The sequence below is a fragment of the Cupriavidus sp. IDO genome (genome assembly GCF_000812465.1).
In the GTDB taxonomy this organism is placed as follows: Bacteria; Pseudomonadota; Gammaproteobacteria; order Burkholderiales; family Burkholderiaceae; genus Cupriavidus.
This window is the reverse complement of record NZ_JWMA01000091.1, coordinates 1-24,979: the sequence shown is the minus strand read 5'-3', so window position 1 is coordinate 24,979 and position 24,979 is coordinate 1. Positions and strand designations below refer to the sequence as shown.

Genomic DNA, 24,979 nt, shown 5'->3' with positions numbered 1-24,979 from the left:
TGATAGGCTGGGTGTGGAAGCGCAGTAATGCGTTAAGCTAACCAGTACTAATTGCCCGTAAGGCTTGATCCTATAACCAGTGTGTTTTGCCTGGTGTGTGTGATCGTGTCTGTGCCAGATACGCACAACCCCCACTACATCCCTATTCGCGACGTTGGCTTCAACCCCAGCGCCGCACCCCCTTATGCCTGGTGACCATAGCGAGTTGGAACCACCCCTTCCCATCCCGAACAGGACCGTGAAACAACTCCGCGCCGATGATAGTGCGGATTCCCGTGTGAAAGTAGGTCATCGCCAGGCTCTTATGCCCCAAAACCCCTCAGCTTCCAGGCTGGGGGGTTTTGTCTTTGGGCGACAGGAATATCCTCCTGTCTGGCTTCCCAAACTCCCAATATCCCATCTCGATGTCTGACGACGGCGCGTGGTATCTATACCTGCTGGAATGCAGCGGCAATACGATCTACACGGGAATCACAACCGACGTGGAGCGCCGCTTCGCCGAGCACCAGGCCGGAAAAGGCGCCAAATACACGCGATCGCGCAAGCCGGTCCGTATCCTCGGGCAGGTTCGCTTCGAAACGAAATCCGATGCGCTGAAGGCCGAGATCGCGATGAAGCGGATGACTTCTACGCAGAAACGCGCATTTTGTGCGCAGTTGTCGGAGTCCAAGGCGTAGCACCCGCGGTTATCGCGATCAAACAAAAAGGCCCGCGCGATTTCCCGCGCGGGCCTTTTACGCTTATGTCTTTCAGACCACCGTCAGCGTCACATCGATGTTGCCGCGCGTGGCGTTCGAATACGGGCACACCTGGTGCGCCTGCTCAACCAGCTTCTCGGCTGCCGCGCGCTCGAAGCCCGGGATCGAGATCTTCAGTTCCACCTGAATGCCAAAGCCTTGCGGAATCTGGCCGATACCCACCGCGCCCTCGATCGAAGTGTCGGGCGGCAGGGTAACCTTCTGCTGGCCGGCAACAAAGCGCATGGCGCCGATGAAGCACGCAGAGTAGCCCGCCGCAAACAGCTGTTCCGGGTTCAGGCCATTGCCGGCGCCACCCATCTCCTTCGGTACCGCCAGCTTGACATCGAGTTGCCCGTCAGAGGTGACGGCACGGCCATCGCGGCCACCGGTTGCCGTGGCATGGGCGGTATAGAGGACTTTTTCGATTTTCATGGAAGCTCCAGAGTGGTTTGGATTGCCCCTGCGGGGGCATGAGGACAATTGCCGAAACGATCGGCAGGTCAGGATTCGGTACGCGCTTCTTCAAGCGTCGACCGCAACGCATGCAGGCGCTGCATCAGTGCCTGGATCTCATCGATCGAACACTGCGTGGCGCACAACATCTTTTCCGGAATACTAGTTGCTGACTGTCTTAGCCGACGGCCCGATTCCGTCAGGCTGACCAGCACGCGGCGCTCATCCTGGGTGTCGCGCTTGCGGGCTACCAGGCCAGCGCTCTCCAGCCGCTTTAACAGCGGAGTCAACGTTCCCGAGTCGAGCGCCAGTCTTGCTCCCAGTTCCGACACCGTCAGCGTCTCGTCCTCCCACAGCACCAGCAGGACAAGATATTGCGGATAAGTGAGCCCAAGCTCACTCAGTATCGGCTTGTACAGCTTGGTCATGGCCAGCGAGGTCGAGTACAGGGCGAAGCAGAGCTGCCTGTCCAGCAGCAACCAGTTCCCTGTAGCGGCGGTGTTGTCTTGTGTCATGCAGTTATATTAGACGCAATTTGATTGTGCGCAATGTAAATTTCCGGGAAATTTGAAAGTGACGAAGACAACGCGCTACGATCCTTAAGTCTGTTTTAAGTATCGATGGTTAGCATGGTTCCATCGCGCCGCACCATAAGCGGTGCCGGATTCTTACAGAGAGGACAACTCCATGATTCGCCAGACCATTGCTCGCACGGCCGTCGGTATCGCAGCCATTGCCGCCATTGGCGGGGGCTACGCCTATCTGCAGAAGGAAGTGATCACCCCAGGCTACGCTGCTCCGGCACCGGTCACGGCGTCTGCGCAGCCGGCCGCGGTGGCGACGCCGATCGATTTTTCGGGCATCGTAGACCAGTACGGCCCGGCCGTCGTCAATATCAGCGTGACGGCGCGCGCGCAGCGCACCGCCGCGCAAATGCCCCCGGGTATCGATCCGGATGATCCGCTGTTCCAGTTCTTCAAGCGCTTCGGGCCGCAGTTCCAGGGGCCGCAGGGCGGTCAGCCGCAACTCGTGAAGGGGCTTGGCTCCGGCTTTATCGTCAGCCCGGACGGGCTGATCCTGACCAACGCCCACGTCGTTGACGGCGCGCAGGAGGTCACCGTCAAGCTGACCGATCGCCGCGAGTTCAAGGCGAAGGTGCTCGGTGCCGATTCGCAAACCGATGTCGCGGTGATCCGCATCGATGCCAAGAACCTGCCGACGGTGAGATTTGGCGATCCTTCGCGCGTGCGCGTCGGTGAGCCCGTGCTGGCCATCGGCTCCCCCTATGGTTTCGAGAATACGGTGACCGCGGGCATTGTCAGTGCCAAGTCGCGTTCGCTGCCGGACGATACCTATGTTCCGTTCATCCAGACCGACGTTGCCGTGAACCCGGGCAACTCGGGCGGCCCGCTGTTCAACCAGCGCGGCGAAGTGATTGGCATCAACTCGCAGATCTACAGCCAGACGGGCGGCTACCAGGGCCTGTCGTTTGCCATTCCGATCAACGTCGCGACCAAGGTCCAGGATCAGCTGGTGGCGCATGGCAAGGTCACGCGCGGACGCCTCGGCATCGGCGTGCAGGAGGTCAACCAGGCCCTGGCGCAGTCGTTCGGCCTGCCCAAGCCGGCCGGTGCGCTGGTCAACTCGGTCGAGCCGGACAGCCCGGCGGCGAAGGCGGGCCTCAAGCCCGGCGACGTGATTGTGCAACTGGATAACGACGTAATCGACCACTCGGGCGACTTGCCGGAGCATGTGGCTGACCTCAAGCCGGGCACGCAAAGCGCGATCAAGATCATCCGCAAGGGCCAGCCCATGACGCTGACGGTAAAGATCGGGACGGCCAAGGACCAGGCGGTTGCGCAGAAGGGCAGCGGCGGCGAAGCCGGCGGCAAGCTTGGCCTTGCGGTCCGTCCGCTGACGCCTGCCGAGAAGCGCGATAGCGGCATCGATGGCGGCCTCGTGGTGGAAGACGTTGCAGGTCCTGCCGCGCGCGTGGGCATCCAGCCGGGCGATGTCATCCTCTCGCTCAACGGCACGCCGATCGCCTCGGCGGACCAGTTGCGTGCCCTGGTTGCGAAGTCCGGCAAGCAGGTTGCGCTGCTGGTGCAGCGCGACGAAGCACGGATTTTCATTCCGCTCGACCTCGGCTGAGCGCGCGATGCTGCGGGGGACTCTGCAGGTGACTCGTTAACCCCAAACTGGCTTTACGACCTTCGCGGGCCGCATCCGTATACCGGGTGTCGGCCCGCGAAGCCTTATCGGAGGCCGAATTCAGAGCAACGAAAGGCTTACAGAAATCGCACTAGCAGGTATTATCTCGACTGCGATGCACGAAGCATGCAGCGGCACTGTCCGCTGTGCCTGGTTCCTGCTGACTCGACATACAAGGAAGTCTATGCAGTTGGATTTCACCCGCGCCACAACGGCGGGTACCGAGAGAGCGCGGCGCATGTCGCCGACCGCGCAGACTACGCCGAGCCCCCGCCGGCGCAAGAAAGCCGAAGCTCCCCACTGGGAGCGCGGCTATCGTTCGCACTTCTACCGCAATGAGCGCGGCGAGAAGCTCGGGGAAGTCCGCCTGTCCGACCGCGGCGAAGTCCCGGTCGTGTACCACTGGGCGGCTGGCAACTACTCCGGTGCCGAAGGCTCGCTGGTCCACGCACGCGCCCGCGTGGAAGAGACCATTGGCTTTGGCATGCGCCAGCTCTCGCTGTTCTGACCTGATTCCCGCCTGGTGCCGCTTCCGCCGGCACGCCCCATGCAGTGCCCTAGTCGAGCCGGCGCTGCAGCAGCATGAACACCGCCGCGGTCAGCGCAAGCACCGCGATCAGCCGGTAGATATCCTCGCAGGCAATCAGCCGGGCCTGTTGCTCGACCAGCCCTGTCAGCTGGACCAGCGCTCCCAGATGAGCCTGGGCGGCATCAAAGCCGCGCGCCGCCAGAGCCGTCTGCACCGAATGCATCCATTGGTCCGTCTCGGCCGGGCGCTGCCCCAGCGCACTCACCAGGCTGTCATGCACGGCGAACTGCCGGTTCTGCAGCAGCACCGCGCCCAGCGCCGAGGCAAATGAGCTGGCGATCTGCCGCATCAGGTTCTTGCTCCGGTAGCCGTGCGCAAATTCTTCGCCAGCCAGCGAGCGGAATGTCACGCCTGCAATCGGAATGATGACGAGCACGCCGAACAGCCCCTTCCCGACCAGACCCCAGGCCAGTGCCGGGGGGCCGGCGTCAGGCGGCATCCCCGAAAACCACCAGGTGGCAGCGGCCATCACCAGCAGTCCGGTCACCATCAGCGGCTTCTTGTGCGACAGCCGCGGCGCGGCCCGCTGATAGACGAGGATCCCCGCCAGGCTGATCCCGGCGGCAAAGGTGTTGAGCCAGCCGGTGGTCGCGAGCGGCAGCTTCAGCGCCTGTTCCGCGTAGATCGGGAACACGTAGCCGCTCAGGTTATTGATCATGTAGTAGACGAAGTACATGGCCAGGCCGGTCAGGTAGACCGGATTGCGCAAGGCGCGCACGTGCAGGACCGGCGCCTTGTGGTGCCACTGGTGCCAGAGGAAGCCGGACAGCAGGACCAGGCCGGCAATGGCAACCAGCGCCAGCCGGAACGGGTGCGAGAAGATGTCGAAGCGGGCTTCGGTCAGCGCTGCCTGCAGCGTGACCACCGCGGCCCCGAACAGCAGCAGCGGACCCAGCGCGGGACCGGCTGCGTTAGGGCGCGGTTCCGCGTCGGGCAGCAGCAGCCAGGTGCCGAGCGCCGCCAGCGCGGCAAAGGGCAGCACGCCGTAGAACACGTCCTGCCACACTCCATGGTCGATCAGCTCGGCGGCGAATGCCGGCCCCAGCGCCGACGCCGTGAAGATGCCGATCATGAAAATCCGCGACGCGCGCGGACGTGAAGCCGGCCCGAACAGCACGTTGACCAGGATGCGGCAGCTGGTGAACAGCGCGCCGCCGCCAAAGCCCTGCACAAAGCGCGCCGCGACCATCTGCGGCAAGGAATGACTGGTGGCCGCGCCCAGCGTGCCCGCCATGAACAGCAGCAGCGCCCCGGTCAGGTAGTGCCGGTAGCCGAAGCGCCGCGACAGCCATTGCTGCTGGAGGATCATCAGCATGCTGCCGACGGCGTAAGCGGCCTGCACCAGCGCAAAGCTGCGCGGGTCCGCATCGATGCCGCCAACGATATGGCTCGACGCGAACACGAACATGATGTTCTCGAGAAACTCCACCGCCGTCGCCAGCGCAAGCAGCATCATCAGCAGGGTCTGCCGCTGCTGGTGCGTAAGCAGCCGCAGCCAGCGCATGCCCAGGCGCAACTGCCACAGCGGCTGCCAGCGTTGACCGGTACTCATGGCTGCAGCGATTGCAGGGTCTGGTGGAGGCGGTTCAGGGCGCGCGTGGCGCCGGCCAGCCCGCTATCACCCAGCGGCGCCCAGGCTTCGGCGTAGGCGGCGTGGATCTGGGGGGCTGCGCGTTCGAACAGCCGGCGGCCCGCCGGGGTCAGCGTCAGCTCCAGGCTGCGGCGGTCCTGGCTTGATGCCTGCCGCCGCACCAGTCCACGCGCTTCCAGTCCGTCAAGCAGCCGGGTCATCTGCGTGCGCGTGGCGTCGATCGTGGTGCCGAGCTCGGACGGCATGCTGCGATCCTGTTCATCGACCGACAGCATGCTCAGGAGCAGATACTGGTTGAGGTCCAGCTCAAAGGACGCCAGCGTATGGTTGATATGGTCGCGCAGCAGCCTGGCGGTGCGGAGCAACAGGCGCGAGGCCAGGATCAGATCGCGAGGCGCTTCCGGGTGGCTGGCGCAAAAGCGGTCGATGCGCTGTTCAAAGGACATGGAGGGGGATTCGGCTGACGCAGCGGCTGACACAGCCAACAAGTTACGTCTGATATAGTTTCAAACGTAATTATATCGCTTGGGATGAAATCCGCCAGCCCGCCGTGATCGGCGCCTTTGGCATCACTTGGCGCTGCATAGTGGATCAGGACTTGCGCAAGGAAGCGGCGAGCTGGCGCAGGGCTTGCCGCATTGCGGCGAGCTCGTTTGCGCGGCGGGAGTCGTTCGCCTTGCCATAGCGCATCCGGATATAGCGGCTCGTGAACGCATCGACGGCTGCCGCCGCTGACGGCAGGCGGCTTGCCGCGCGCGACGCAAACGCCTGCGGCCCTTCCGTCGTGCCGCGTTCGCAACCATGGCGCGCCAGCAGGCGGCAGAAGCGTGCATAAAGCGCCTGGACCGGGTCGGTCGGACGCCGGCGCAGCCACAAGGGCACCAGCGCGAGCAGGCTGAGTGCGGCCAGGCCGCCGACCAGCAGTTGCGCCAGGCTGGCGCCGGCGCCGAGCTGATCGAGCAGGCGTGCCTGCTGTTCGCGGTCATACTGCAGGACCCAGCGCTGCCACGTGTAGACGAGCCCGTCATAGGCCCAGTGCAGGTCCTGCAGCCAGCCGGCTTCGCGCGGCGTGCGCCACGCGCCCGCCTCGCTGCCGGCCAGCGCCGCGTCGATGCCCTGCTCGATGCGGCTCGGCGCCACCGCGCTGGTCGGGTCGACGCGCACCCAGCCTCGCCCGTCGAGCCAGACTTCGGCCCACGCATGCGCGTCGGACTGGCGCACGATGTAGTGGCCGCCGATCGGGTTGTACTCGCCGCCCTGATAGCCGGTCACGACGCGCGTGGGCACGCCCGCGGCGCGCATGAGGAAGACGAAGCTGCTGGCGTAGTGCTCGCAGAAGCCTCGCCGCGTATCGAACAGGAAGCTGTCGACCTGTTCCCTGCCCAGCGGTGGCGGCGTCAGTGTGTAGGCGAACGGCGCCGAGGCAAACAGGCGCAGCGCCGCCTGCACGCGCGCGGCAGGATCGCCGTATTCGCCGGCCCAGCGTTCCGCCAGCGCCCGGGCGCGCGGGTTGCCCGCCGGCAGGCTCAGCGCCAGCATGCGCGTGCGCGGCCCCAGCGGCTCAGGCGCCGCGGCCAGCGTGGAATGCGCCCGGTAGCGGATGCGCTGCTCCACCGGCGTGCGCAGGAAATACTCGCCGTCAGAAGAAACCTGCGCGTCAGCGCCGGCGGTGATGGCATCGCCGCGGTCGAGCAGGAACAGCCAGCGCTGCTGGCTCGGTTCCAGCGTCACGCTGTAGTCGATCGTCCTGCCCTGCGCCGCGGGCCGTGGGCCGGGCTCGTCGGCCACGGGTCGGGCCGCAGACGTCCGCAGCCGGCGCATCTCGGCGGGGCGCCAGCTGGCACCGTCGAACTGCCACAGCACCAGCGCACGCCAGTACAGCGCGCTGGCGGGCAGCGGCCCGCTGTCGATCTCGGCGCGCAGGGCCACCTCGGACGAGCGGATCAGCTCGCCCACGCTGCCGGGCCGCATGGTGTCGCTCATGCCGGTGGTGGCCCGTGGCGCTGATTGTGGCAGGCGCCAGAGCGGATGATCCAGGCGCGGAAACAGCACGAAGCACAGCAGCGCCCACGGCAGCCCGATCAGGGCCATGCGGCCAAGCAGCGGCCAGATTGCCAGCCGCCCGCGCGCCTCCGGATGGTGCAGCAGCAGCCAGTTGCGCAACACCCATGCGCTGATTGCCAGGCTATAGAGCGCCAGCCAGAACGGCTGGTCGGAGAGGTACAAGGTCAGCAGCAGGTAGAACGAGAGTTGCGTGACCAGCGTGGCGTCGGTGAGCGCCCGGCATTCCAGCAGCTTGAGGATGACAAAAGCGCCCAGCAGCGCAACCGCCAGGTCGCGTCCCGCGCCGCCGCCGGTCTGCCAGATCAGCGCGGTCGCGGTCAGCAGCACCAGCATGGCCGTTGCACCGAGCATCAGCCGCGAGGGAAGGGGCGCACGCCGGCGCCACAACAGCCAGCGCCAGCACAGCAAGACCAGCAGCAGCAGGCTGACCGTGACCGGCAGGGTTCGCGCCTGCGGGGCCAGCACCAGCGCAAGCTGGCTGAGCAGCAGCCCGTGGTCCTCGTGCCGCAGCGGCCGCGCCGGCGTGCTCATGGCGCGCGCCGGCCTTGCCGCGTGCGCTCCGGCCACAGGGCCAGTGCCTCCAGGCATGCCCGGCGATGGCTGACGCCACGGCCCAGCGGAATTTCCACGCCGGGCAGGCGCAAGCCGATTTCGGCGGCGTCGCCGGCGGCCAACACCCAGGCGCACAGGCGCGACAGGCGCGCTTCGGTATCCATCGCACCGGGCAGCCTATTCCAGTCGAGCCAGCACGCGGGCTGCCGGGGCGGTTCGCCGGCCCGGCTCATCCAGCGTCCGGTACGCGCGCTGTGCTTCCAGGCGATGCGATGGAGCGGGTCGCCGTTGCGGTAGCGGCGCAACTGGTCGATACCGTCGTCGATGGTGCCGGACGCCGGGGTGCCGTCTTCATCGGCATCGCTGTGCGCTAGATGCGGCAGTGGCGGCGCCCCGGCTTCGGGCGCCGGGTAGACCAGGGTCGAGAGTCCCAGGTCCGCATAGCTCCAGACGTGGAACAGGCCGAAGGGGAAGCGGCTGGAAATCGTCACGCGCGGCAGCGCCAGATGGCCGCGCTGCCTGGCGGGAACATGCAGTGCCAGCGTGCCGCTGCCCGTGCCGTCCAGCGTGACGATCGCCGCGGGAACGCCGTCGATCGCGGAAACCTGGGCTTCCACGCCGATGCGCGCATCGGGCGCGGGATTGTCCACCCGCAGCATAAATGCCGCAGTCTGCCCGGCGTAGGCCGGCGTGACCGAATCCGCGGCAATGGCCAGGTCGAGCAGGTTGCGGTAAGCCAGCCACATGCAGGCCATGCCGATGCCGCCCAGCAGGAAGGTCAGGGCAAAGCCCAGGCTGATGTTGTAGTTCAGCGAGGTCAGCAGCATGGCCAGCAGGACCACGGCAAAGCCGAGTCCGCCGCGCGTGGGCAGGATGTAGAGATGGCGGCGGTCCAGCGTGACCACACCCTGCACCGGCGGGCGGGCGCGCAGGAACCAGCCGCCTGGGCGCTGACGCTTGCCGGCGGCGAACAGGCCGGGCTCGCGCACTGCGGCCGACGGATCGCGCGCCATGTGGCTCAGGGAATCGGCACGCCGGCCAGCAGTGCGGCCAGCGCGTCCGGACCCGCTCCCGCCCCGGCGGGCAGCAGCCGGTGCGCGGCCACGGCGGTGAAGACGGCCTGCACGTCCTCTGGCAACACCATCTCGCGTTGCTCCAGCAGTGCCCACGCCCGCGCGCACGCCAGCAGTGCCAGCCCGGCGCGCGGCGACAGGCCGGCGGCGAAGCCACCGTGGCTGCGGGTCGCCTGTACCAGCGCCAGCACATAGTCGACCAGCGCCGGGCTGGCATAGACCTGTGCGGCCGCCGCCTGCAGCGCAACCACCTGCGGGGCATCCATGACCGGCCCCGCCACGGGGGGCGTGGCGCCACCCAGGTACAGCACGCGTTCGAATGAGGGATCGGGATAGCCCAGCGACAGGCGCATGGTGAAGCGGTCGAGCTGCGATTCGGGCAGCGCGTGGGTACCGAGCTGCTCGAGCGGATTCTGCGTGGCGATCACGAAGAAGGGCGAGGGCAGCGTATGCGTGGTGCCGTCGTGGGTGACCTGGCCTTCGGCCATCGCTTCCAGCAGCGCGCTTTGCGTCTTGGGCGGTGCGCGATTGATCTCGTCGGCCAGCACCACCTGGGCAAACACGGGGCCGCGATGGAAGCGGAACTCGCCCGCATCGCGCACGAATACCGACACGCCGATCAGGTCGGCCGGCAGCAGGTCGCTGGTGAACTGCACGCGCTGGTATTGCAGCCCGAGCGTACGCGCCAGCGCATGGGCCAGCGTGGTCTTGCCCACGCCCGGCATGTCCTCCAGCAGCAGGTGGCCGCGCGCCAGCATGCAGGCCAGCGCCAGGCGGATCTGGCGGGGCTTGCCGAGCACGATCCGGCCAAGCTGCGTCTGGGCTTCGGTGAGCGAAGCGACAATCCTGGGGCGAGCGGTCACGAGGGCCTCGGGCTGGGAAGGTGAACCAGCGCATTGTAGCGGCGGGCGCCTTGCGCGGCACAGTCTGTTTCCGCACGCATCGATGCATGTCCGGCAGGTGCCGCCAGCGGCCCGGGCAAGTGGCGGACGCGCCGGATCGGCCGGCTTCTGGCATCATCGGGCTGTTGGCGTTCTGAGCGCCTCATCCGCAGCCTGCCGCAATGACTTCCCCGCTTGACGCTTCCCCAGCCGGTTCGTCCCCCACCGCTTCTGCCGACCTGCCCTGGTCGCCATCCATCGCCACCGATCCGGCAGCCCTCGCGGCACTGGCGCGCTCGTTTCACGAGGATGGCTTTGTCATCCTGCGCGGCTTTGCGGGCGAGCAGACCTGCGCGGAGCTGGAAGCCGTGACGCGCACCCACCTGGCAGGCGCCGTGGCGCCGGTGGAGTTCGAAGCCGATCTCGGCTACCCCGGCGCGCCCGCCAACCGCGACGCCGCGGGCGGCGGCACGGTACGCCGCCTGCGCCAGGCCTACGGGCGGGACGAGGTATTCCGCCGCTGGGCGACCGATCCCCGCCTGGTTGCGGTAGTCGAATCCATGCTCGGCGAGCCCGCGCGGATCACGCTGGCGCACCACAACTGCGTGATGACCAAGCATCCGCATTACGGCAGCCAGACCGGCTGGCACCGCGATACCCGCTACTGGTCGTTCGTGAGCCCGGAACTGGTGACCGTGTGGCTGGCGCTTGGCGACGAGGATGAACGCAATGGCGTGCTGCGCGTCATTCCGGGCTCGCACCAGGCCCAGCTGGAGCCGGGCCAGCTCGATCCGGCGGAATTCCTGATCGAGGCGCACCCGGCCAGCAAGCCGCTGCTGGACGCCACGAAGCCGCTGGCGCTGCATCGCGGCGACGTGCTGTTCTTCGACAGCCGGCTGTTCCATGCGGCCGGCCGCAATGCGTCCAATGCGGTCAAGCTGTCGGTGGCATTCGCGTATTTTGGCGCCAGCAACCGGCCCGTCGAGGGCACGCGTTCGGCCGAATTCGGCAGCGTGGAGCTGCCGCACACGCCCAGGGGCTGAGGTCTGCGGCCGGCTGCGCCGGTTTCAGGTGCGCAGGCCGACCAGGCCCGAAATCTTCTCGGAAGATTCCAGCAGCGGCGGCAGGAAACGCTCCACCATTTCGGCGGCGCTGGTGCGGTTGGCCTGCCCGCTGATATTGATGGCGGCGATGATGTGGCCAGCGCGGTCGCGGATCGGCGCTGCCAGCGAAACCAGTCCCTCTTCCAGTTCCTGGTCGTTCTGGGCCCAGCCGCGCTGGCGGATATCGGCCACGATGGCCTTCAGTGCATCGATGTCCGTGACGGTGCGGCTGGTGCGCGCACGCAGTTCGGTGGCGTGCAGCACGCGGTCCAGCTCCGGCTCGGGCAGCCCGGCCAGCAGCACGCGGCCCATCGACGAGCAGTACGCCGGCAGCCGGCTGCCGATCGACAGGTTGATCGTCATGATCTTGCGGGCCGGCACGCGCAGCACGTAGACGATCTCGGTGCCGTCCAGCACGGAGATCGAGCAGCTCTCATGCACCTCTTGCGAGAGGGCCTCCATGATCGGCTCGGCCAGGTTCCAGAACGGCATGGAGGTCAGGTAGGCAAAGCCGAGATCCAGGATCCTGGGCGTGAGGCGGAACAGCCGGCCGTCGGCCTGCACATAGCCCAGGCCCACCAGCGTCAGCAGGATGCGGCGGGCGCCGGCGCGCGTCAGGCCGCTGGCCTGGGCGATTTCGGTCAGGGTCTGGGCCGGGTGCTGGGCGTTGAAAGCGCGAATCACCGACAGCCCGCGTGCAAAGGACTGCACATAGCTGTCGCTCGGCTTTTCCGGGGTGGCGGCGGTGTCTGCGCCCGGGCTGGAGTCGGTGGGGCTGGCCATTGGTGTAACGCCGGCGCTTGTCGCCGGATTGGCACGGAAAGGCCGAAAGGGTAGAGGAAATACGCCGGTTTAGCCAGTGGCAAGGGCGGGCATGGGCTGGCGGCGCGCCGGAAGGCGCGCCGCCACCATACCGTCTCCCGCACCGTTTTGCGGGCGCGAACTAGCGGAAGCTCTTCTGCACCAGCACGAAGACCGCCGCAATCAGGCAGATCGCCGCAAAGCCATGCAGCATGTCCATGCCGGCGAGCAGGGTCGCCTGGCGGTCGACTTCGGCCGAGATCCTGGCCAGGCCGGCGGCCGACAGCGCGTCCGGCATCTGCAGGGACGGCTCGAAGCGGGTGACGTGCTCGACCAGGTGGGTCCGGTGCGCGGCCAGGCCGTCCTGCATGAACATGCTGGCCAGCCCCGTGCCGGTGGCCGACGCGATCTGCTTGCAGACGTTCTTGAACTGGTAGGCGTGCGAGAAATCCTCGACTGGCACTTCCAGGTAGGTCATCGACGCCACCTGCACCATCAGCAGCACCGGCGTCAGGCCTTCCAGCAGTACCACCGGCACCAGCGCATAGTCCGGCGCGCCCGGCATCAGCTGGTACGAAAGCAGCATGGCGGCGCAGGCATAGACGATAAAACCCGCGGCGATCACCCGGCGCTTGCGGAATACCAGCGCCATGCCCAGCGTGATGATGACGGCGCCGATGGTCGAGACCGTGCCGCTCGTGCTCAGCAGCATGCTGGTGGTGCGGAAGGTCAGCCCCAGGCCGCTCTGCGTAAGCGTGGGAAGCAGGAAGGACCAGCACGACGACAGCAGGTAATAGAGGCTGTAGAAGCCCAGCCCGTACAGGTACTGGCGCCCGGCCAGCCTGGAGAAATCGATCCATGGGTCCGGATGGCGGTGCAGCCGCCAGCCGCAGAACGCAAACAGGCCAATGCCGACCAGCGCCTCTAGCGGCATTTCCGGCGAGCTGAAGAAGCGCGTATAGCGCATCTCCTGCAGCGTGTGCAGGAACACCAGCGCGCCCAGCGCCACCGCGATCGCGGCCGGCCAGTCCAGCGTGGAAACCGGCGGATGCGGATCGCGCGGGGCTCGGGTCGGGTAGGTGAGCGCAACCGAGAGCAGCACGGGCAGCGCAATGCCGGCCTGGAACAGGAAGACCGCGCGCCAGCCGATGTCATCGAGGAAAATGCCGGTCAGCCACGGCGTGATCGCCAGCATCGCGAACGCGCCGCCGGCGAAGCGCAACATCAGCGGGGCGCGTTCGGTCGGTGCGGAGACGAGTTGGACCAGGATGCGCGATGCCGCGAACAGGCCGCCCGCGCCCAGCCCCTGGATCGCCTTGCCGGTGATCAGGCCCGACGGGCTGGCGAACTCCGCGCAGATCAGCGAGCCGATGATGAATACTACCAGCGACGCGATCGTGAAGCGCTTGTACGTAATGCGGCGCGCGATCTGGTCAAGCACCATGTTCATCAGCACCGCGGTGGCCGCATAGGCCGACACTGCATACAGGTAATCCTCGGGCGCGGCGCCGACGCCGCCCTGGATGTGCTGGCTGGCCACGCCCATCATCAGCGTGGAAGAGAAATCGATGCCGGTCACCAGACCTACCGTCAGGCCGAACAATGACAGCCGCCAGTGGCCCATTTCGGGGTGACTGCCAAGTTGCATGCGGGGGCGCTGGGGTTCCGACGCTGCGGCCGGCACGGCACCGGCAGCGCTTGATACAGCAGGTAAGGCGGAGGGGACAGACGTTTGTTGCATCGCTAAAGCATAATGTCGCCTGCGGTTGGGAACTACAGGTTGTCAGGGAAACATTGTCCGGTGAACGAAACAATCCAGTGGAATGATTGGGAGGCGTTCTGCTGCGTGGTCGAGCAGGGCACATTCACGGCCGCGGCCGAGCAGCTCGACTGCCCCAAGTCGCGGGTGTCGGCAGCGGTGGCGCGGCTCGAAACCGCGATCGGCGCCAAGCTGCTGGAGCGCACCACGCGCCGCATGCGGCTCACGGATGCGGGCGGCGCGGTCTACCGCGATGTGGCGCCGCTGTTCGCGCGCCTGCGCGAAATCCGCCAGGAAACACTGGCGCGCGAAGAGCGTGTGCAGGGCGTGCTGCGCATCGCTACGCCCTACGAGTTCGGCGCCCAGCAGCTGGGCGGCGTGATCTGCCGCACGCTGGCGGCCCACCCCGCCCTGGATGTTGCGGTGGAAATCACGCAAGGCATGGTGGATCCCATCCGCGACGGGTTTGATGTCGCCTTCGTCATCGTCGACGCCGACCTGCCCGATTCCGGCACCGTGGCACGGCGCATCTATCACGTCGAGCGCGGCTTGTTCGCCGCCCCGGCGCTTGCCGCCAGCCTGCCGGCGCAACTGCGTCCGGAAGACCTCGCCAACATGCCCACCCTCACCACGCCGGGCGATACCGTCTGGGAATTCAATGGCGACGGGCAGAGCGTGTCCGTGCCGATCCGCCCGCGCATGCAAACCTACAACGCGGAACTTCGGCTGCAAGGTGCGCTGGCCGGGCTTGGTATTGCAAGGCTGTCAGTGAATTACTGCGAGGCGGATATCGCGCAAGGGCGGCTGGTGCGCGTGCTGCCCGATCATCCGTTGCCGCCGCTGCGCGTGTTCGCGCTGCTGCCGGACCGCCGGCTCCAGCCGCGCAAGGTGCGCGCCTTCATGGAGGCGATCGAATCGATGATGGAGTCGGAGCTCGGTGTGGGACTGAGCCTTGGGCAGGAGTGGGAGGCCGGCGCCGAGGGATGACCCCGCTGCGCCGGAAACCGCGTCAGCGCGAGGCGGACGCGGCGATGCGGGGCTCAGGCGCCCTGGGTGAACGCGTCGCGGGCGTCCTGGATATTCGCGCCGTCGGTGAACGGATCGCGCTTGCCGAGGTTGGCGCCGTCGGTGAACGGATCCACCTTGCCCAGCTTGGCGCCGTCGGTGTACGGGTCGAACTTGCCGACCTTGGCGCCGTCCAGGTACGGGTCAACCTTGCCGATGCTGCCGTCCAGGCGGGAGAGGTCCGAGACCGCCTCGGAGGCGTGGGCCACCGAGGCGGCGGTCAGCGAGAGGCCGATGGCGCAAAGTACGGAAACAGCGAGGTTGCGGCGTTGTGCGAGGGTCTTCATGGTGCAATGTCCTTCTTGGCAGGTTTCGTGGCCGGAGCCGCGTTGCCTGTAATGTAGGACTTCGCACTGGGCGGAAAAAGGGTCAATCCTCGAAACTCTGTCCAGCGCCGTGGACAATGCCGCCCGCAAGTCAGTAGTGCGCCCCGATAATGCCGACGGTCAGGCGCGCAATCACCATCAGCAGGATCTGCGCGATCACGAACAATACCAGCGGCGATATATCGAACCCGCCCAGGCGCGGGATCACGCGCTGGATCGGGCGCAGCAGCGGCGCGGTGAGATGGTTGATGGCAGGCGTCACCGGCGAGTGCGGGTTGACCCAAGACAGGATCGCCATCAGCAGCGTCACCCACATCACCAGGCTGATGCCCCACTTGAGCAGATACAGCACACCGACCAGCAGCATCGCCGGCAGCGCGCCGAGCAGGTCGACCCCGGTAAGCGCCATCACCACCAGCAGGAACACCACGGCCGTGAGCCAGGCGCCGACCACGGTCGCCCAGTCGACGCCGCCCAGCCCCGGGATGACCCGGCGCAGCGGGCGCACCAGCCAGTCGGTCACCTGGAACACGCCTTGCGAGACAGGATTGCGGGTCGGCAGGCGGGTGAGCTGCATCCACACGCGCAGCAGCAGTGCCATGCCGAACAAGGTAAAGACGGTATCGAGCAGGAAGAGTGCAATTTCCGTGAACATCGGGCTTGTTTCCGGTGGCGGTTCAAAGGTGTCTGCGACTGCACAGATTCTGCCATACCCAGGTACCGGCCCGGCGCAACATTGCGTACGAGGCTCTGTTCACATATGGAACGTGCGCGCACGTTCTATATGTGAACAGAGCCTACTGCCGCAGCAGCACGTTTTGTGCTGAACATATAATTGCGTCGATCCGGAACCCGCCGCAGTCGCTCGCGACTGCCCATGCCAAGCCTCGCCTATGCCAAGCAAGTCCACCCCGGCCAAGAACGCTGCCGCCCTGACCACGCAGGACTTCGAGGCACTGTCCGATTTCCGTTACCAGCTGCGCCGTTTCCTGCGGTTCTCGGAGGATGCCGCCCGCGACGAAGGCCTGACCGTCCAGCAATACCTGCTGCTGCTCCATATCCGCGGCTGCCCGGACAAGGACTGGGCCTCGATCGGCGAACTGGCCGAGCGCCTGCAGGCCAAGCAGCACGGCGTGGTGGCGCTGGTCAACCGGTGCGAGGCGGCAGGGCTGGTCAAGCGCAAGCTCAACAGCGTCGACCGGCGCGTGGTGCAGGTTCACCTGCTGGCCAAGGGCGAACGATGCCTGAACCGGCTGGCGATGCTGCACCGGACCGAGCTGGAATCGCTGCGCGGCACCTTCCGCGTGGCGCGCATCACCGCGTTCAACGACGACGGCGCCGACCGTTCCTGAGCGCCGCGGTGGGCGTCTTGGCGCACTTGCGCGCCCGGCGTTACAGCCCGTTACCAATCACAATTTCCGGTGACACCCGCCACGCGCCGGCGGCCCTAGACTCGCGCGCATTCCCACACGCGAATTCGCAGGAGTCCTGACATGTCCATCCCTTTTCGTTCGGTTGTGCTTGCGGTGCTTGGCGCCGGTGCGCTGGCCGGTTGCGTCACCGCTCCCTACGGTGGCTACGGGGGCGGATATTCAGGGGGGTACGGTGGCTATGGCACCCAGCAGGCCAGCGGCGGCTATCCGGTCGCGTCGCAGCCGGGGTATCCGCAGCCGGGCTACCCGCAACCGGGCTATCCCCAGCAGGCCTATCCGCAGCAAGGCTATCCACAACAGGGCTATCCGCAACAGGGCTATCCACAACAAGGCGACCCGCAGCAGGGTTATCCGCAGCAGGGCTATCCGACGGACGGCGGCTACGGTAACTACGGCAACGGCCAGTATGGTGTGCGCTACGGCTGGGTCGAATCGATTGAAGTCGTGCAGGGCCAGGCGCCGTCCACCAGCGGGGCCGGCGCGGTCGTAGGCGGCATCGTCGGGGGTCTGCTGGGCCATCAGGTCGGCGGCGGCCGTGGCAATACCGTGGCGACTATCGGCGGCGCCGTGGCGGGCGCCGTGGCGGGCAACGAAGTCGAAAAGCGCTCCGGCACTGTGCAGCCGGCCTACCGCGTGCGCGTGCGGACCAACGACAACGCCTACCTGACACTGACCCAATCCAGCGCGTACCAATTGCGAAACGGCGATCGCGTGAAAGTGGAGAACGGGGTGGCAGTGCCTTACTGATAACGCCGACAACACGCGGTATGTGATGGACGGGCCGCCCGCGAGGCGGCCCGTCGTCGCTTAGACGACTGGTCTATTTAGCTGATATGCTTTTACATATGCGACCCAGTTATGACGACGTCCGCCGCCACATCCTTGGCGCCGGACAGCAGATCATCGCGCTCAAGGGCTTCGCCGGCGTCGGGCTTAACGAGATACTTGGCGCGGCCGACGTGCCCAAGGGCTCCTTCTATCACTACTTCGGTTCGAAGGAGCAATACGGCTGCGCGCTGATCGAGCAATACGTGCAGGACTACCTGGCGAGCATGGACCGCCTGTTCCATGTGGACGGCAGGCCCGCGCGCGAGCGCCTGATGACCTACTGGCAACGCTGGCGGGATACCCAGTGCACGGACGGCGCTGGCGACAAATGCCTGGTGGTCAAGCTCGGTGCCGAAGTCGCGGATCTTTCCGACGACATGCGCCAGCTGCTGCGCGATGGCACCGACCGCATCTGCGGGCGGCTCGAGGCCTGCGTCGCCGATGGCATTGCCGACGGCTCCCTCGCACCGGACCTGGACCCGGCCATGACCGCCACCAAGCTCTACCAGATGTGGCTGGGCGCGAGCCTACTTACCAAGCTGCGCCGCGACCTGAGCGCCTTCGACGACGCGCTGGCGGTGACAGAGCGCGTGCTCGCGCGCCCCGGCTCCCTTACTCGCTGAACAACGTCGCGTAGTCCTCGCGCAACTGCCGCTTGAGCAGCTTGCCGGCGGTATTGCGCGGCAGGTCCGCCACGAACACCACCCGCTTGGGCACCTTGAACGGCGCCAGTGCATCGCGCGCATGCGCCAGCAGTCCCTCTTCACTGGCCTGGGTATCGCGCTTCAGCACCACGCAGGCCGTCACCGCCTCGACCCACTTCGGATGCTGCAGCGCGAACACCGCCGCTTCCGCCACGGCGGGGTGGGTGTACAGGCATTCCTCCACCTCGCGGCTGGATACCAGCACGCCGCCCGAGTTGATCACGTCCTTGATGCGGTCCACCACGTACAGGTAGCCCTCGGCATCCATATAGCCGAGGTCGCCCGAATGGAACCAGCCGCCGGCGAAGGCCTCGGCGGTCTGCTCCGGCTTGTCCCAGTATTCGGTCAGCAATTGCGGAGAGCGGTGCACGATTTCACCCGGCTCGCCGGGCGCCATGTCCTGCATCGTTTCGTCGACGATGCGCGTCTCCACGTTGAGCACCGGGCGTCCCGCGGATGCCGGGCGCGCCGCGTGTTCCTCCGGGCCGAGCACCGTCGCGAGCGGTCCGATCTCGCTCTGCCCGTAGCAGTTGAAGAAGCGCAGCGCCGGCAGTTTCGACTGCAGCTCGAGCAGCACGGGCACCGGCATGATCGACGCCCCGTAGTAGGCCTTGGTGAGCGAGCCAAGCTGCGCGGGAACGAACTCCGCATGGCGCAGCAGCGCGATCCACACGGTAGGCGGTGCAAAGAAGCTGGTGATGCCTTCGCTGCGGATGGTGCGCAGGCAGAACTCGGCCTCGGGGCTCTCGGCGATCAGCGTGGTGCCGCCGCACAGCAGCAGCGGCATCAGGAACACGTGCATCTGCGCCGAGTGATAGAGCGGCAGCGCCGCCAGCGAGTAATCAGTGTCACGGATATCGCAGGATGCGATGGTGCTGACATACTCGGCCAGCAGTGCCCGATGCGTCAGCACGGCGCCCTTGGGGGCGGAGGTGGTGCCCGAGGTGTAGAGGATCTGTGCGGGGGTGGTGTCGATCAGTTGCTCGTGGACCGGCGCAACCGGGCCGCGCGCGGCGGCGGCAAGGATGTCGCGCTGGCCGCCGCCATGCAGCGTGCCGCTCACCTTGCAGGGCAGGCCTTCGACGCGCTCGGCCAGCGAAGGATCGGCAAAGATCGCACTGGCGCCGGACTGCGTGACGATATATTCGGCCTCATTGCGGGTCATCGAGAAATTGACCGGCACGTGGATCAGCCCGGAGCGCAGGCACGCGAGCCACAGCAGCACATACGCGTCCGAGTTCTTGCCGAAGGCGGCCACGCGGTCGCCGGGCCGCAGGCCCCATTGCGCCAGTGAGCCCGCTACGCGCGCCGCGGCTTCGTCGAGCTGGCGATAGGTCCAGTCGCGCTCGCCGAAGCGGATGGCAGTCTTGCCGGGGCTGCGCCGCACGGCACGGGCCAGGGCGTCGGGGATGGTGTTGCGCAGGGCGCGCTGCTGCTCTGACTGCATGGTGGTCTCCGTCGTTATGGTTGGAATCCAGCAAGTCAATGGAACTCATTTCATTATGAAATGAGTTCTTTAGCTCAGCCGCCGAGCATAAGGCCGCTACGCTGGCGTGGCAAGGCATCCCTTCCCTCCGGCAGGAGGGATGCAGTACAGCGTGATAAAGCGTTAGAGCGCTTCTGCCAGGAACGCCAGCGCACGCCCGTGCGCGAGTGCCGCGCTGCGCTGGTGGTACGAAGCCCGCGCCCAGCAGTTGAAGCCGTGGTCGGCGCCTTCATAGACGAAGACCTCGCTGCCGCGCTTGCCCGTCATGGCGGTGCGCACGCTGGTCACGGCTTCGGGCGGGATATGCGCATCGAGCGCGCCATAGTGGAACTGCACCGGCACCTTGATGGAAGCCGCTTCCTGCAGGTGGTTCTGGATGCCGCCGCCGTAGTAAGGCACGGCAGCATCAACCAGCCCGCGTGCGGCGCTCAGGTATGACAGCAGGCCGCCGAAGCAATAGCCCACCGCGGCTACCTTGCCGCCTGCGCCGATTTCCGCGCGCAATGCCTTCACGGTCGCGGCGATGTCGCCCACCGTCGCTTCCACGTCGACCGCGTTGCGCAACGTCATGGCGCGTTCCCAGTCGGCGCCGGCATAACCGAGCTCCACGCGCGGCCCGGTGCGCCAGAACACGTCGGGTGCCAGCACCACGTAGCCGTCGGCGGCGTACTGGTCGGCCACGGCGCGAATGTGTTCATTGACGCCGAAGATCTCCTGCAGCAGCACGATGCCCGGGCCGCCGGGTTGCTTGCCGGCCGGCGGCAGGCTCAGGTAGGCATCAAAGCTGCCCGCGTCCGAGTCGACGCGGATCCATTTGCTATCGGGAATGGCTGTCATGGTGGCTGGCTCCGCAATGGGTCACAGAAAGAGGTGACGGGAAAGTGGCGATGGGGAAATGCAAGCCGCAAGTTTGCCACCGTCCGCCAGATCATGCAGGGCACATGCCCGGATTCAATATGCCGACGACTGCCGGAACCGCGTATTCCAGTTGTCGGTGTAGGCCTTGACCACGGCCGTGTCGCCGCGGATCAGCATGCCGTTTTCCGCGTTGCGCTCCTGCGCCGACTTGGTGAAGTTGAACGAACCGGTGAACACCGCCTGGCCGTCGAACACCATCACCTTGTTGTGCGCGATCGCGGGTTTGGTGTCGATCACGACAGGAACGCCCGCATGCTTCAGGAAGGTGGCGCTGGTATAGCGTTCGGAGACCTGGCTCTTGTCCAGGATCACGCGCACGTCCACGCCGCGCTTGTGGGCCTGCACCACGGCCTCGGCAATCGGCGCGCTGGTGAACGAGTACGCCTGGATCAGCAGGCGCTGGCGCGTGTTGCGGATGGCATTGATCAGCAGCGCCTGGCAACTCGGGCCATCGGGCACGAAGCAAAGCGTATAGCCGCTGCCTGCCGCGAACGGCTTCGATGCCACCGCTGGCGTGGCGTCGGACGGCCGGGCCGGCTGGCCAGTACGGGCCGGCAGGTGGGTGGCGATGGCCTCGTTGAAGGTGTCGCTGATGGTGTCGGTGATATGGTCGAGCGCCGAGCCGGTGCGCGCATGGACAGGCGAGGTCACAGTTGCGGCGACGAACAGGCCGGGCAGGGCCAGTTTCTGGAATCTGGAAATCACGGGGTGTCTTCGAATCTTGGAATGTCGGCGCTGGCCGACGCCGCGTGGGCCAGCGGGCACGCAGCGTAACAGTCACCAGGACCTCGGACAAGGGCACACGGTGTAACAGTGTTTGTCGCGACGCGGCAATTTCGCCGTGCCCATGCCGGCTCCTTTCCGGGCTTGGGCTTTGCCCGCAGTGCTGCCTATGATGGATGGAATCGCGCCGGCGGCGCAGGCCGCCAAGGAGAGGGGACATGTCCAGTCATACCTACAAGCTGGTCGAGATCGTCGGTTCATCGCCCGACGGCAGCGACGCGGCGATCCGCAGCGCCATCGCCAAGGCTGGCGAGACCATCAAGAACATCGACTGGTTCGAGGTCGTGGAGTCGCGCGGCCATATCCAGGATGGCAAGGTCGCGCATTTCCAGGTCACGCTGAAGATCGGCTTCCGTGTGACCTGATCCGTGCCCGGCCCGCCGCTCAGGCGGGCGAAGCGGCCAGCGCGGCGTGGACTGCGGCGTCGGCGTGCGCGTGCAGTCGCCGCAGGGCTTCGTGCGGCGCATTGCGCAGGAACGCCAGCATCTTCTCCACGAACGGTGCGTTGGCCGTCTGCGGCACCAGGCGGATCCACCGCTGCGCGTCGGCTTCATGGCCGGCCAGCGCCAGCATGCGCGCGTAGTTGAACTGGCCGCGGAAATCGCCGCCCTCGGCCGCCTGCCGGTAGTAGCCGACAGCGCGCGCCGCATCCTGTTTGACCTCCCAGCCGTCCTCGTAGAAGCCGCCGACGATATTGAGCGACTTGGCGTGCCCCAGCCGGGCGGCGCGCCGGTACCACGCCAGTGCCGCGCGACGGTCGGTGCTCAGGCCCTTGCCCAGCACCAGCGCGGTGGCGAGGTTGTACATGCCCCAGTCGGAACCGCGCTCGGCGGCCAGCGTGTACCAATGCGCCGCGGCGCGGCCGTCCTGCGCCGTACCCCATCCGTTCTCGTAGCAGCGCCCCGTCATATTGGCTGCGCCGGCATGGCCGGCGTGCGCGGCATGCTTGAACCATGTGAAGGCGCGGGCTTCATCGCGGTCCAGTCCGTGGCCGGCCAGGAACCACTGCCCTAGCGTCATCTGCGCATCGAGGTTGCCGCCGACAGCGGCGCCGCCGAGATATGGCAGCGCCCGCTGCGGCGGGCCGGCGAGCTTGTCGCGCAGCATTGCCGGCGTGAGCTGGCCGAGTTCGACGGGAGTGGCGGTACGGAAGGGCAGGGTATCCATCGGTCGTCAAACGTCCTGCGGCGCTCAGTAGCGCAGGTTCAGGTTGAGGATCGCGGAGCGCCCAGGCGCAATCGATGCATAGTGCGAGGCATAGGCCTGGTTGTAATAGGCCTTGCCCGTCAGGTTCTGCACGTTGAGTTGCAGTGCCACGTTCTGGTTGAAGCGATACGCGGCCATCCCATCAAAGCGCCAGTACGACGGCACCCACTTGTTGCTGGCCAGGCTGCCCCACACCTTCGACACATAGTAAGCACCGCCGCCGATGGTGAAGTTCGGGAACAGCTGGTACGTGGTCCACAGGCTGAAGCTGTCGTCCGGCGTGTTCGGGAACGACTGGCCGTTGGTGGCGCCGAATGCCGAGCCCGCGCCGCCGTTGTTGCGCAGCTCGCTCTTCAGGTGCGTATAGCCGCCGAACATCGCCCACTTCTCGGTCACATTGCCCGAGAAGCCGAGCTCGAAGCCGTCCACGCGCTTGTTGCCGGCCATGGCCGCGGTGCCGTCCTGCATGACGATGCGGGCGTTGGTGGTGTCGATGCGGAAGATCGCCGCCGTCAGCGCGAGGCGGTTTTTCAGCACATCCCACTTGGTGCCGATTTCGAACGAGCGGTTCTTCTCCGGCGCGAGCTGGTCGCCGCGGTTGCCGCTGCGGTCCGGCGCCAGGCCGTTGGGGTCCGAGCCCTGTGCGAGGAAGGCGCCGGCAGGTGTCGACGAAGTGCCATACGACACGTAGAAGCTGGCGTTCTCCACCGGCTTGTAGACCACGCCGAGCTGGTAATTGAACAGGTTGTCGTCGCGCGAGAATTCGGCGCGGGAACCGTCGGCCGCGCGCGCCGCCGTGAAGCTCGTGCTGTAGCGGTCAAAGCGCACGCCGCCGTTGAGCAGCCACTGCTTGCTCAGCTCGACCGAGTCGAAGGCGTAGACCGACGTGGTGTTGGTCTTCGCATTGGTCGGGTTGTTGGTGCGGCGGATGCTGCCGGCCCACGGGTCATTCGGATTCGGATTGACCAGCGTCGTGCAGTTGTAGCCGCCGGCCGCGCCGGGGCCGTTCGGGCAAGCGCTGTCGCCGGTATCGACCGTGTAGCTGTCGTTCTCGCTCTTCTCCTGTGAGAACTCGACGCCAAAGGCGTACTTGTGCCTGACGGAGCCGGTCAGGAATTCGCCCGACAGGTCGCTCTGGTTGGCGATGGTATTGGCGGTGGAGTAGCGCGTGTTGGCGCGCCGCCAGACCATGTCGTAGTAGATGTTGCCCTTGCTGTCGTCCGGCTGCGTGTAGATGTAGTCCTGGTTGGTGCGCGCAATGCGGGTCTGGTTGCGGAACTTCAGCGCCGGGCTGAAATCGTGCTCGAAGCGGATCGTGCCCATGTCCGCCTGGTCCTTGCGGAAATCACGGTCCACCAGGCCGTAGAAGGTATTGCGCGGCACGCTCACCGGCGAGCCGTCGCCGCTCAGGCGCGTGCGCGGCCGGCCGTCCTTGCGCGCCGTGAAGGCCGGGTTGTTGTACGGGATGCCCGTGTCGGGCAGGTCGTCGGTCTGCAGGTGGTAGTACGACAGCGTCAGGCGCGTGTCAGTCCCCAGGCCGAACGCCACCGACGGCGCCACGCCCCAGCGGTTCTGATGCACGGCATCGCGGCCGGCCACGTCCTGGTCGTGGTACATCGCGTTCAGGCGGAACGCGGCGTGGTCGGCAAATTTCCAGTTGCCGTCGACGGTGGCGCGCTTGTAGTCCGCATTGCCCACGCCGATATTGCCTTCAGCAAAGTTGGTCAGCTTCGGCGCCTTGCTGGTGAGGTTGATGCTGCCGCCGGCCGAGCCCCGGCCGTCATAGGCGCCGGCCGGGCCCTTGGTCACTTCGACGGTCTCGATGTTGAACACCTCGCGCGACTGCGCGCCAATATCGCGGAAGCCGTCGAGGAAGGTGCTCGCCTGCGCGTCGTAGCCGCGGATGAACGGGCGGTCGCCCACCGGGTTGCCGCCTTCGCCGGCGCCGAAGGCGATGCCGGGCACAGTGCGCAGCACATCGGTCAGCGAGGTCGATCCGGTGCTCTGGATCACCTCCTGCGGGATGACGGTGATCGAGCGGGGGGTGTCGAGCAGGGGTTCGGGGTTCTTGATCGAAGACGAGGATTCGGCCTTGAAGCCACTGTCACCGCTGACCGTCACGGTCGGCAGTTCGACTGGCCTGGCGGTCTGCTGAGCGGCAACCGGCGCCGCCGCTACTGCAACGCCGACAGCACTTGTGAGGCGTGGGATGCTGACCGAATGCGCAGCAGCACCGGCTCGTGGCCGAGGCTGCGCAGCTGGCGTGCCCACCAGTGAGCGCTGCCGCACGCTTCGAGCGCCACCCGTCCAGGCTGGCGCTTGGCGAGGAATTCGATCAGTTTCTGCCGGCTGAAGCGACGATTGACACACTTGCCGTCGGGCTCGACCCAATAGAGTTGGAAAACGGTCTTTG

At 66.6% G+C, this 24,979-nt stretch carries 25 protein-coding genes, 2 rRNA genes and 1 pseudogene; 11 read left to right on the top strand and 17 right to left on the bottom strand.

What is annotated here, in order from left to right; genetic code table 11:
* The 3 genes from RM96_RS24110 to RM96_RS24100 form a co-directional block, all read left to right on the top strand.
* A 23S ribosomal RNA gene (locus tag RM96_RS24110) occupies nucleotides 1–72 on the top strand; the annotation flags it as partial.
* A 115-nt stretch (nucleotides 73–187) separates the two neighbouring features.
* A 5S ribosomal RNA gene (gene rrf / locus RM96_RS24105) occupies nucleotides 188–300 on the top strand.
* 104 nt (nucleotides 301–404) lie between these two features.
* Nucleotides 405–677, top strand: coding sequence for a GIY-YIG nuclease family protein (locus tag RM96_RS24100; RefSeq protein WP_039014248.1), 273 nt, complete (start codon nucleotides 405–407; stop codon nucleotides 675–677).
* Nucleotides 678–749: 72 nt separating this feature from the next.
* Here RM96_RS24100 and RM96_RS24095 read toward each other — a convergent pair whose 3' ends face one another.
* Together RM96_RS24095 and RM96_RS24090 are read right to left on the bottom strand one after the other, a co-directional pair.
* The gene (locus RM96_RS24095) at nucleotides 750–1,172 is read right to left on the bottom strand and encodes an organic hydroperoxide resistance protein (protein ID WP_039014247.1); all 423 of its coding nucleotides are present in this window, start codon (nucleotides 1,170–1,172) and stop codon (nucleotides 750–752) included.
* A gap of 68 nt (nucleotides 1,173–1,240) precedes the next feature.
* Complete coding sequence (locus tag RM96_RS24090; protein WP_039014246.1) at nucleotides 1,241–1,708, bottom strand: MarR family winged helix-turn-helix transcriptional regulator; 468 nt, start codon at nucleotides 1,706–1,708, stop codon at nucleotides 1,241–1,243.
* Nucleotides 1,709–1,880: 172 nt separating this feature from the next.
* Here RM96_RS24090 and RM96_RS24085 point away from each other — a divergent pair, with 172 nt between their 5' ends.
* Both RM96_RS24085 and RM96_RS24080 read left to right on the top strand, forming a co-directional pair.
* Entirely contained in the window at nucleotides 1,881–3,344 is a 1,464-nt protein-coding gene (locus RM96_RS24085) for a DegQ family serine endoprotease (RefSeq protein WP_039014245.1), read from the top strand.
* Between the two features lie 244 nt (nucleotides 3,345–3,588).
* Nucleotides 3,589–3,912, top strand: a complete 324-nt coding sequence (locus RM96_RS24080) for a hypothetical protein (protein WP_039014244.1) — start codon at nucleotides 3,589–3,591, stop codon at nucleotides 3,910–3,912.
* A gap of 49 nt (nucleotides 3,913–3,961) precedes the next feature.
* Here RM96_RS24080 and RM96_RS24075 read toward each other — a convergent pair whose 3' ends face one another.
* The 5 genes from RM96_RS24075 to RM96_RS24055 all read right to left on the bottom strand — a co-directional run bounded on the left by RM96_RS24075 (nucleotide 3,962) and on the right by RM96_RS24055 (nucleotide 10,136).
* Nucleotides 3,962–5,545 carry an MFS transporter gene (locus RM96_RS24075; RefSeq protein WP_052279711.1) on the bottom strand — a complete coding sequence of 528 codons (1,584 nt, stop codon included), beginning with the start codon at nucleotides 5,543–5,545 and terminating at the stop codon, nucleotides 3,962–3,964.
* Nucleotides 5,542–6,030 (bottom strand): MarR family winged helix-turn-helix transcriptional regulator, encoded by a 489-nt coding sequence (locus tag RM96_RS24070; protein ID WP_039014243.1) that lies wholly within the window; start codon nucleotides 6,028–6,030, stop codon nucleotides 5,542–5,544. The genes RM96_RS24075 and RM96_RS24070 overlap by 4 nt, the downstream gene beginning before the upstream one ends.
* Before the next feature lie 145 nt (nucleotides 6,031–6,175).
* Entirely contained in the window at nucleotides 6,176–8,179 is a 2,004-nt protein-coding gene (locus RM96_RS24065; RefSeq protein ID WP_039014250.1) for a transglutaminase TgpA family protein, read from the bottom strand.
* Nucleotides 8,176–9,213 carry a DUF58 domain-containing protein gene (locus RM96_RS24060; RefSeq protein ID WP_039014242.1) on the bottom strand — a complete coding sequence of 346 codons (1,038 nt, stop codon included), beginning with the start codon at nucleotides 9,211–9,213 and terminating at the stop codon, nucleotides 8,176–8,178. The genes RM96_RS24065 and RM96_RS24060 overlap by 4 nt, the downstream gene beginning before the upstream one ends.
* Before the next feature lie 5 nt (nucleotides 9,214–9,218).
* The gene (locus RM96_RS24055) at nucleotides 9,219–10,136 is read right to left on the bottom strand and encodes an AAA family ATPase (protein ID WP_039014241.1); all 918 of its coding nucleotides are present in this window, start codon (nucleotides 10,134–10,136) and stop codon (nucleotides 9,219–9,221) included.
* Nucleotides 10,137–10,336: 200 nt separating this feature from the next.
* Between RM96_RS24055 and RM96_RS24050 the strand changes: the two genes are divergently transcribed.
* Entirely contained in the window at nucleotides 10,337–11,197 is an 861-nt protein-coding gene (locus RM96_RS24050; protein ID WP_039014240.1) for a phytanoyl-CoA dioxygenase family protein, read from the top strand.
* 24 nt (nucleotides 11,198–11,221) lie between these two features.
* On the opposite strand, the gene RM96_RS24045 is transcribed toward RM96_RS24050, so the two are convergent.
* Both RM96_RS24045 and RM96_RS24040 read right to left on the bottom strand, forming a co-directional pair.
* Nucleotides 11,222–12,040 (bottom strand): IclR family transcriptional regulator, encoded by an 819-nt coding sequence (locus RM96_RS24045; RefSeq protein WP_039014239.1) that lies wholly within the window; start codon nucleotides 12,038–12,040, stop codon nucleotides 11,222–11,224.
* A 160-nt stretch (nucleotides 12,041–12,200) separates the two neighbouring features.
* Entirely contained in the window at nucleotides 12,201–13,799 is a 1,599-nt protein-coding gene (locus tag RM96_RS24040; protein WP_039014238.1) for an MFS transporter, read from the bottom strand.
* Nucleotides 13,800–13,859: 60 nt separating this feature from the next.
* On the opposite strand from RM96_RS24040, the gene RM96_RS24035 reads away from it, so the two are divergent.
* The gene (locus tag RM96_RS24035; protein WP_039014237.1) at nucleotides 13,860–14,804 is read left to right on the top strand and encodes a LysR family transcriptional regulator; all 945 of its coding nucleotides are present in this window, start codon (nucleotides 13,860–13,862) and stop codon (nucleotides 14,802–14,804) included.
* Nucleotides 14,805–14,857: 53 nt separating this feature from the next.
* Here the strand turns inward: RM96_RS24035 and RM96_RS24030 are convergent, their stop codons facing one another.
* Both RM96_RS24030 and RM96_RS24025 read right to left on the bottom strand, forming a co-directional pair.
* Nucleotides 14,858–15,169 (bottom strand): hypothetical protein, encoded by a 312-nt coding sequence (locus RM96_RS24030; RefSeq protein ID WP_039014236.1) that lies wholly within the window; start codon nucleotides 15,167–15,169, stop codon nucleotides 14,858–14,860.
* Nucleotides 15,170–15,299: 130 nt separating this feature from the next.
* Complete coding sequence (locus tag RM96_RS24025; protein WP_039014235.1) at nucleotides 15,300–15,863, bottom strand: YggT family protein; 564 nt, start codon at nucleotides 15,861–15,863, stop codon at nucleotides 15,300–15,302.
* Between the two features lie 238 nt (nucleotides 15,864–16,101).
* Between RM96_RS24025 and RM96_RS24020 the strand changes: the two genes are divergently transcribed.
* The 3 genes from RM96_RS24020 (at nucleotide 16,102) to RM96_RS24010 (ending at nucleotide 18,092) form a co-directional block, all read left to right on the top strand.
* The gene (locus RM96_RS24020) at nucleotides 16,102–16,560 is read left to right on the top strand and encodes a MarR family winged helix-turn-helix transcriptional regulator (RefSeq protein ID WP_039014234.1); all 459 of its coding nucleotides are present in this window, start codon (nucleotides 16,102–16,104) and stop codon (nucleotides 16,558–16,560) included.
* Between the two features lie 141 nt (nucleotides 16,561–16,701).
* Nucleotides 16,702–17,388: a glycine zipper 2TM domain-containing protein gene (locus tag RM96_RS24015; protein ID WP_039014233.1), complete on the top strand. Its 687-nt coding sequence runs from the start codon at nucleotides 16,702–16,704 to the stop codon at nucleotides 17,386–17,388.
* Nucleotides 17,389–17,486: 98 nt separating this feature from the next.
* Nucleotides 17,487–18,092 carry a TetR/AcrR family transcriptional regulator gene (locus tag RM96_RS24010; protein WP_039014232.1) on the top strand — a complete coding sequence of 202 codons (606 nt, stop codon included), beginning with the start codon at nucleotides 17,487–17,489 and terminating at the stop codon, nucleotides 18,090–18,092.
* On the opposite strand, the gene RM96_RS24005 is transcribed toward RM96_RS24010, so the two are convergent.
* The 3 genes from RM96_RS24005 to RM96_RS23995 form a co-directional block, all read right to left on the bottom strand.
* Nucleotides 18,082–19,620, bottom strand: a complete 1,539-nt coding sequence (locus tag RM96_RS24005; RefSeq protein WP_039014231.1) for an acyl-CoA synthetase — start codon at nucleotides 19,618–19,620, stop codon at nucleotides 18,082–18,084. The two genes, RM96_RS24010 and RM96_RS24005, sit on opposite strands and share 11 nt — an antisense overlap.
* Nucleotides 19,621–19,782: 162 nt before the next feature.
* The gene (locus RM96_RS24000) at nucleotides 19,783–20,496 is read right to left on the bottom strand and encodes a dienelactone hydrolase family protein (protein WP_039014230.1); all 714 of its coding nucleotides are present in this window, start codon (nucleotides 20,494–20,496) and stop codon (nucleotides 19,783–19,785) included.
* A 114-nt stretch (nucleotides 20,497–20,610) separates the two neighbouring features.
* Nucleotides 20,611–21,282: a phospholipase D family nuclease gene (locus RM96_RS23995; RefSeq protein ID WP_152624199.1), complete on the bottom strand. Its 672-nt coding sequence runs from the start codon at nucleotides 21,280–21,282 to the stop codon at nucleotides 20,611–20,613.
* 236 nt (nucleotides 21,283–21,518) lie between these two features.
* Between RM96_RS23995 and RM96_RS23990 the strand changes: the two genes are divergently transcribed.
* Nucleotides 21,519–21,725 (top strand): dodecin, encoded by a 207-nt coding sequence (locus tag RM96_RS23990; protein ID WP_039014228.1) that lies wholly within the window; start codon nucleotides 21,519–21,521, stop codon nucleotides 21,723–21,725.
* Nucleotides 21,726–21,744: 19 nt separating this feature from the next.
* Here RM96_RS23990 and RM96_RS23985 read toward each other — a convergent pair whose 3' ends face one another.
* The 3 genes and pseudogenes from RM96_RS23985 to RM96_RS37605 all read right to left on the bottom strand — a co-directional run.
* Nucleotides 21,745–22,527, bottom strand: coding sequence for a tetratricopeptide repeat protein (locus RM96_RS23985; RefSeq protein ID WP_039014226.1), 783 nt, complete (start codon nucleotides 22,525–22,527; stop codon nucleotides 21,745–21,747).
* A gap of 24 nt (nucleotides 22,528–22,551) precedes the next feature.
* A complete protein-coding gene (locus tag RM96_RS23980) occupies nucleotides 22,552–24,837 on the bottom strand; it encodes a TonB-dependent receptor (RefSeq protein WP_052279709.1) in 2,286 nt (761 codons plus the stop codon).
* Nucleotides 24,792–24,979 (bottom strand): annotated as a pseudogene (locus RM96_RS37605) (IS110 family transposase); the annotation flags it as partial. The pseudogene RM96_RS37605 and the gene RM96_RS23980, both read right to left, overlap by 46 nt.

Excerpts from the sequence above, each read along its gene's own strand:
- RM96_RS24100 (WP_039014248.1), top strand. The coding sequence starts at position 405 with ATGTCTGACGACGGCGCGTGGTATCTATACCTGCTGGAATGCAGCGGC.
- RM96_RS24095 (WP_039014247.1), bottom strand. The coding sequence starts at position 1,172 with ATGAAAATCGAAAAAGTCCTCTATACCGCCCATGCCACGGCAACCGGT.
- RM96_RS24090 (WP_039014246.1), bottom strand. The coding sequence starts at position 1,708 with ATGACACAAGACAACACCGCCGCTACAGGGAACTGGTTGCTGCTGGAC.
- RM96_RS24085 (WP_039014245.1), top strand. The coding sequence starts at position 1,881 with ATGATTCGCCAGACCATTGCTCGCACGGCCGTCGGTATCGCAGCCATT.
- RM96_RS24080 (WP_039014244.1), top strand. The coding sequence starts at position 3,589 with ATGCAGTTGGATTTCACCCGCGCCACAACGGCGGGTACCGAGAGAGCG.
- RM96_RS24075 (WP_052279711.1), bottom strand. The coding sequence starts at position 5,545 with ATGAGTACCGGTCAACGCTGGCAGCCGCTGTGGCAGTTGCGCCTGGGC.
- RM96_RS24070 (WP_039014243.1), bottom strand. The coding sequence starts at position 6,030 with ATGTCCTTTGAACAGCGCATCGACCGCTTTTGCGCCAGCCACCCGGAA.
- RM96_RS24065 (WP_039014250.1), bottom strand. The coding sequence starts at position 8,179 with ATGAGCACGCCGGCGCGGCCGCTGCGGCACGAGGACCACGGGCTGCTG.
- RM96_RS24060 (WP_039014242.1), bottom strand. The coding sequence starts at position 9,213 with ATGGCGCGCGATCCGTCGGCCGCAGTGCGCGAGCCCGGCCTGTTCGCC.
- RM96_RS24050 (WP_039014240.1), top strand. The coding sequence starts at position 10,337 with ATGACTTCCCCGCTTGACGCTTCCCCAGCCGGTTCGTCCCCCACCGCT.
- RM96_RS24045 (WP_039014239.1), bottom strand. The coding sequence starts at position 12,040 with ATGGCCAGCCCCACCGACTCCAGCCCGGGCGCAGACACCGCCGCCACC.
- RM96_RS24040 (WP_039014238.1), bottom strand. The coding sequence starts at position 13,799 with ATGCAACAAACGTCTGTCCCCTCCGCCTTACCTGCTGTATCAAGCGCT.
- RM96_RS24030 (WP_039014236.1), bottom strand. The coding sequence starts at position 15,169 with ATGAAGACCCTCGCACAACGCCGCAACCTCGCTGTTTCCGTACTTTGC.
- RM96_RS24025 (WP_039014235.1), bottom strand. The coding sequence starts at position 15,863 with ATGTTCACGGAAATTGCACTCTTCCTGCTCGATACCGTCTTTACCTTG.
- RM96_RS24020 (WP_039014234.1), top strand. The coding sequence starts at position 16,102 with ATGCCAAGCAAGTCCACCCCGGCCAAGAACGCTGCCGCCCTGACCACG.
- RM96_RS24015 (WP_039014233.1), top strand. The coding sequence starts at position 16,702 with ATGTCCATCCCTTTTCGTTCGGTTGTGCTTGCGGTGCTTGGCGCCGGT.
- RM96_RS24010 (WP_039014232.1), top strand. The coding sequence starts at position 17,487 with ATGCGACCCAGTTATGACGACGTCCGCCGCCACATCCTTGGCGCCGGA.
- RM96_RS24005 (WP_039014231.1), bottom strand. The coding sequence starts at position 19,620 with ATGCAGTCAGAGCAGCAGCGCGCCCTGCGCAACACCATCCCCGACGCC.
- RM96_RS24000 (WP_039014230.1), bottom strand. The coding sequence starts at position 20,496 with ATGACAGCCATTCCCGATAGCAAATGGATCCGCGTCGACTCGGACGCG.
- RM96_RS23990 (WP_039014228.1), top strand. The coding sequence starts at position 21,519 with ATGTCCAGTCATACCTACAAGCTGGTCGAGATCGTCGGTTCATCGCCC.
- RM96_RS23985 (WP_039014226.1), bottom strand. The coding sequence starts at position 22,527 with ATGGATACCCTGCCCTTCCGTACCGCCACTCCCGTCGAACTCGGCCAG.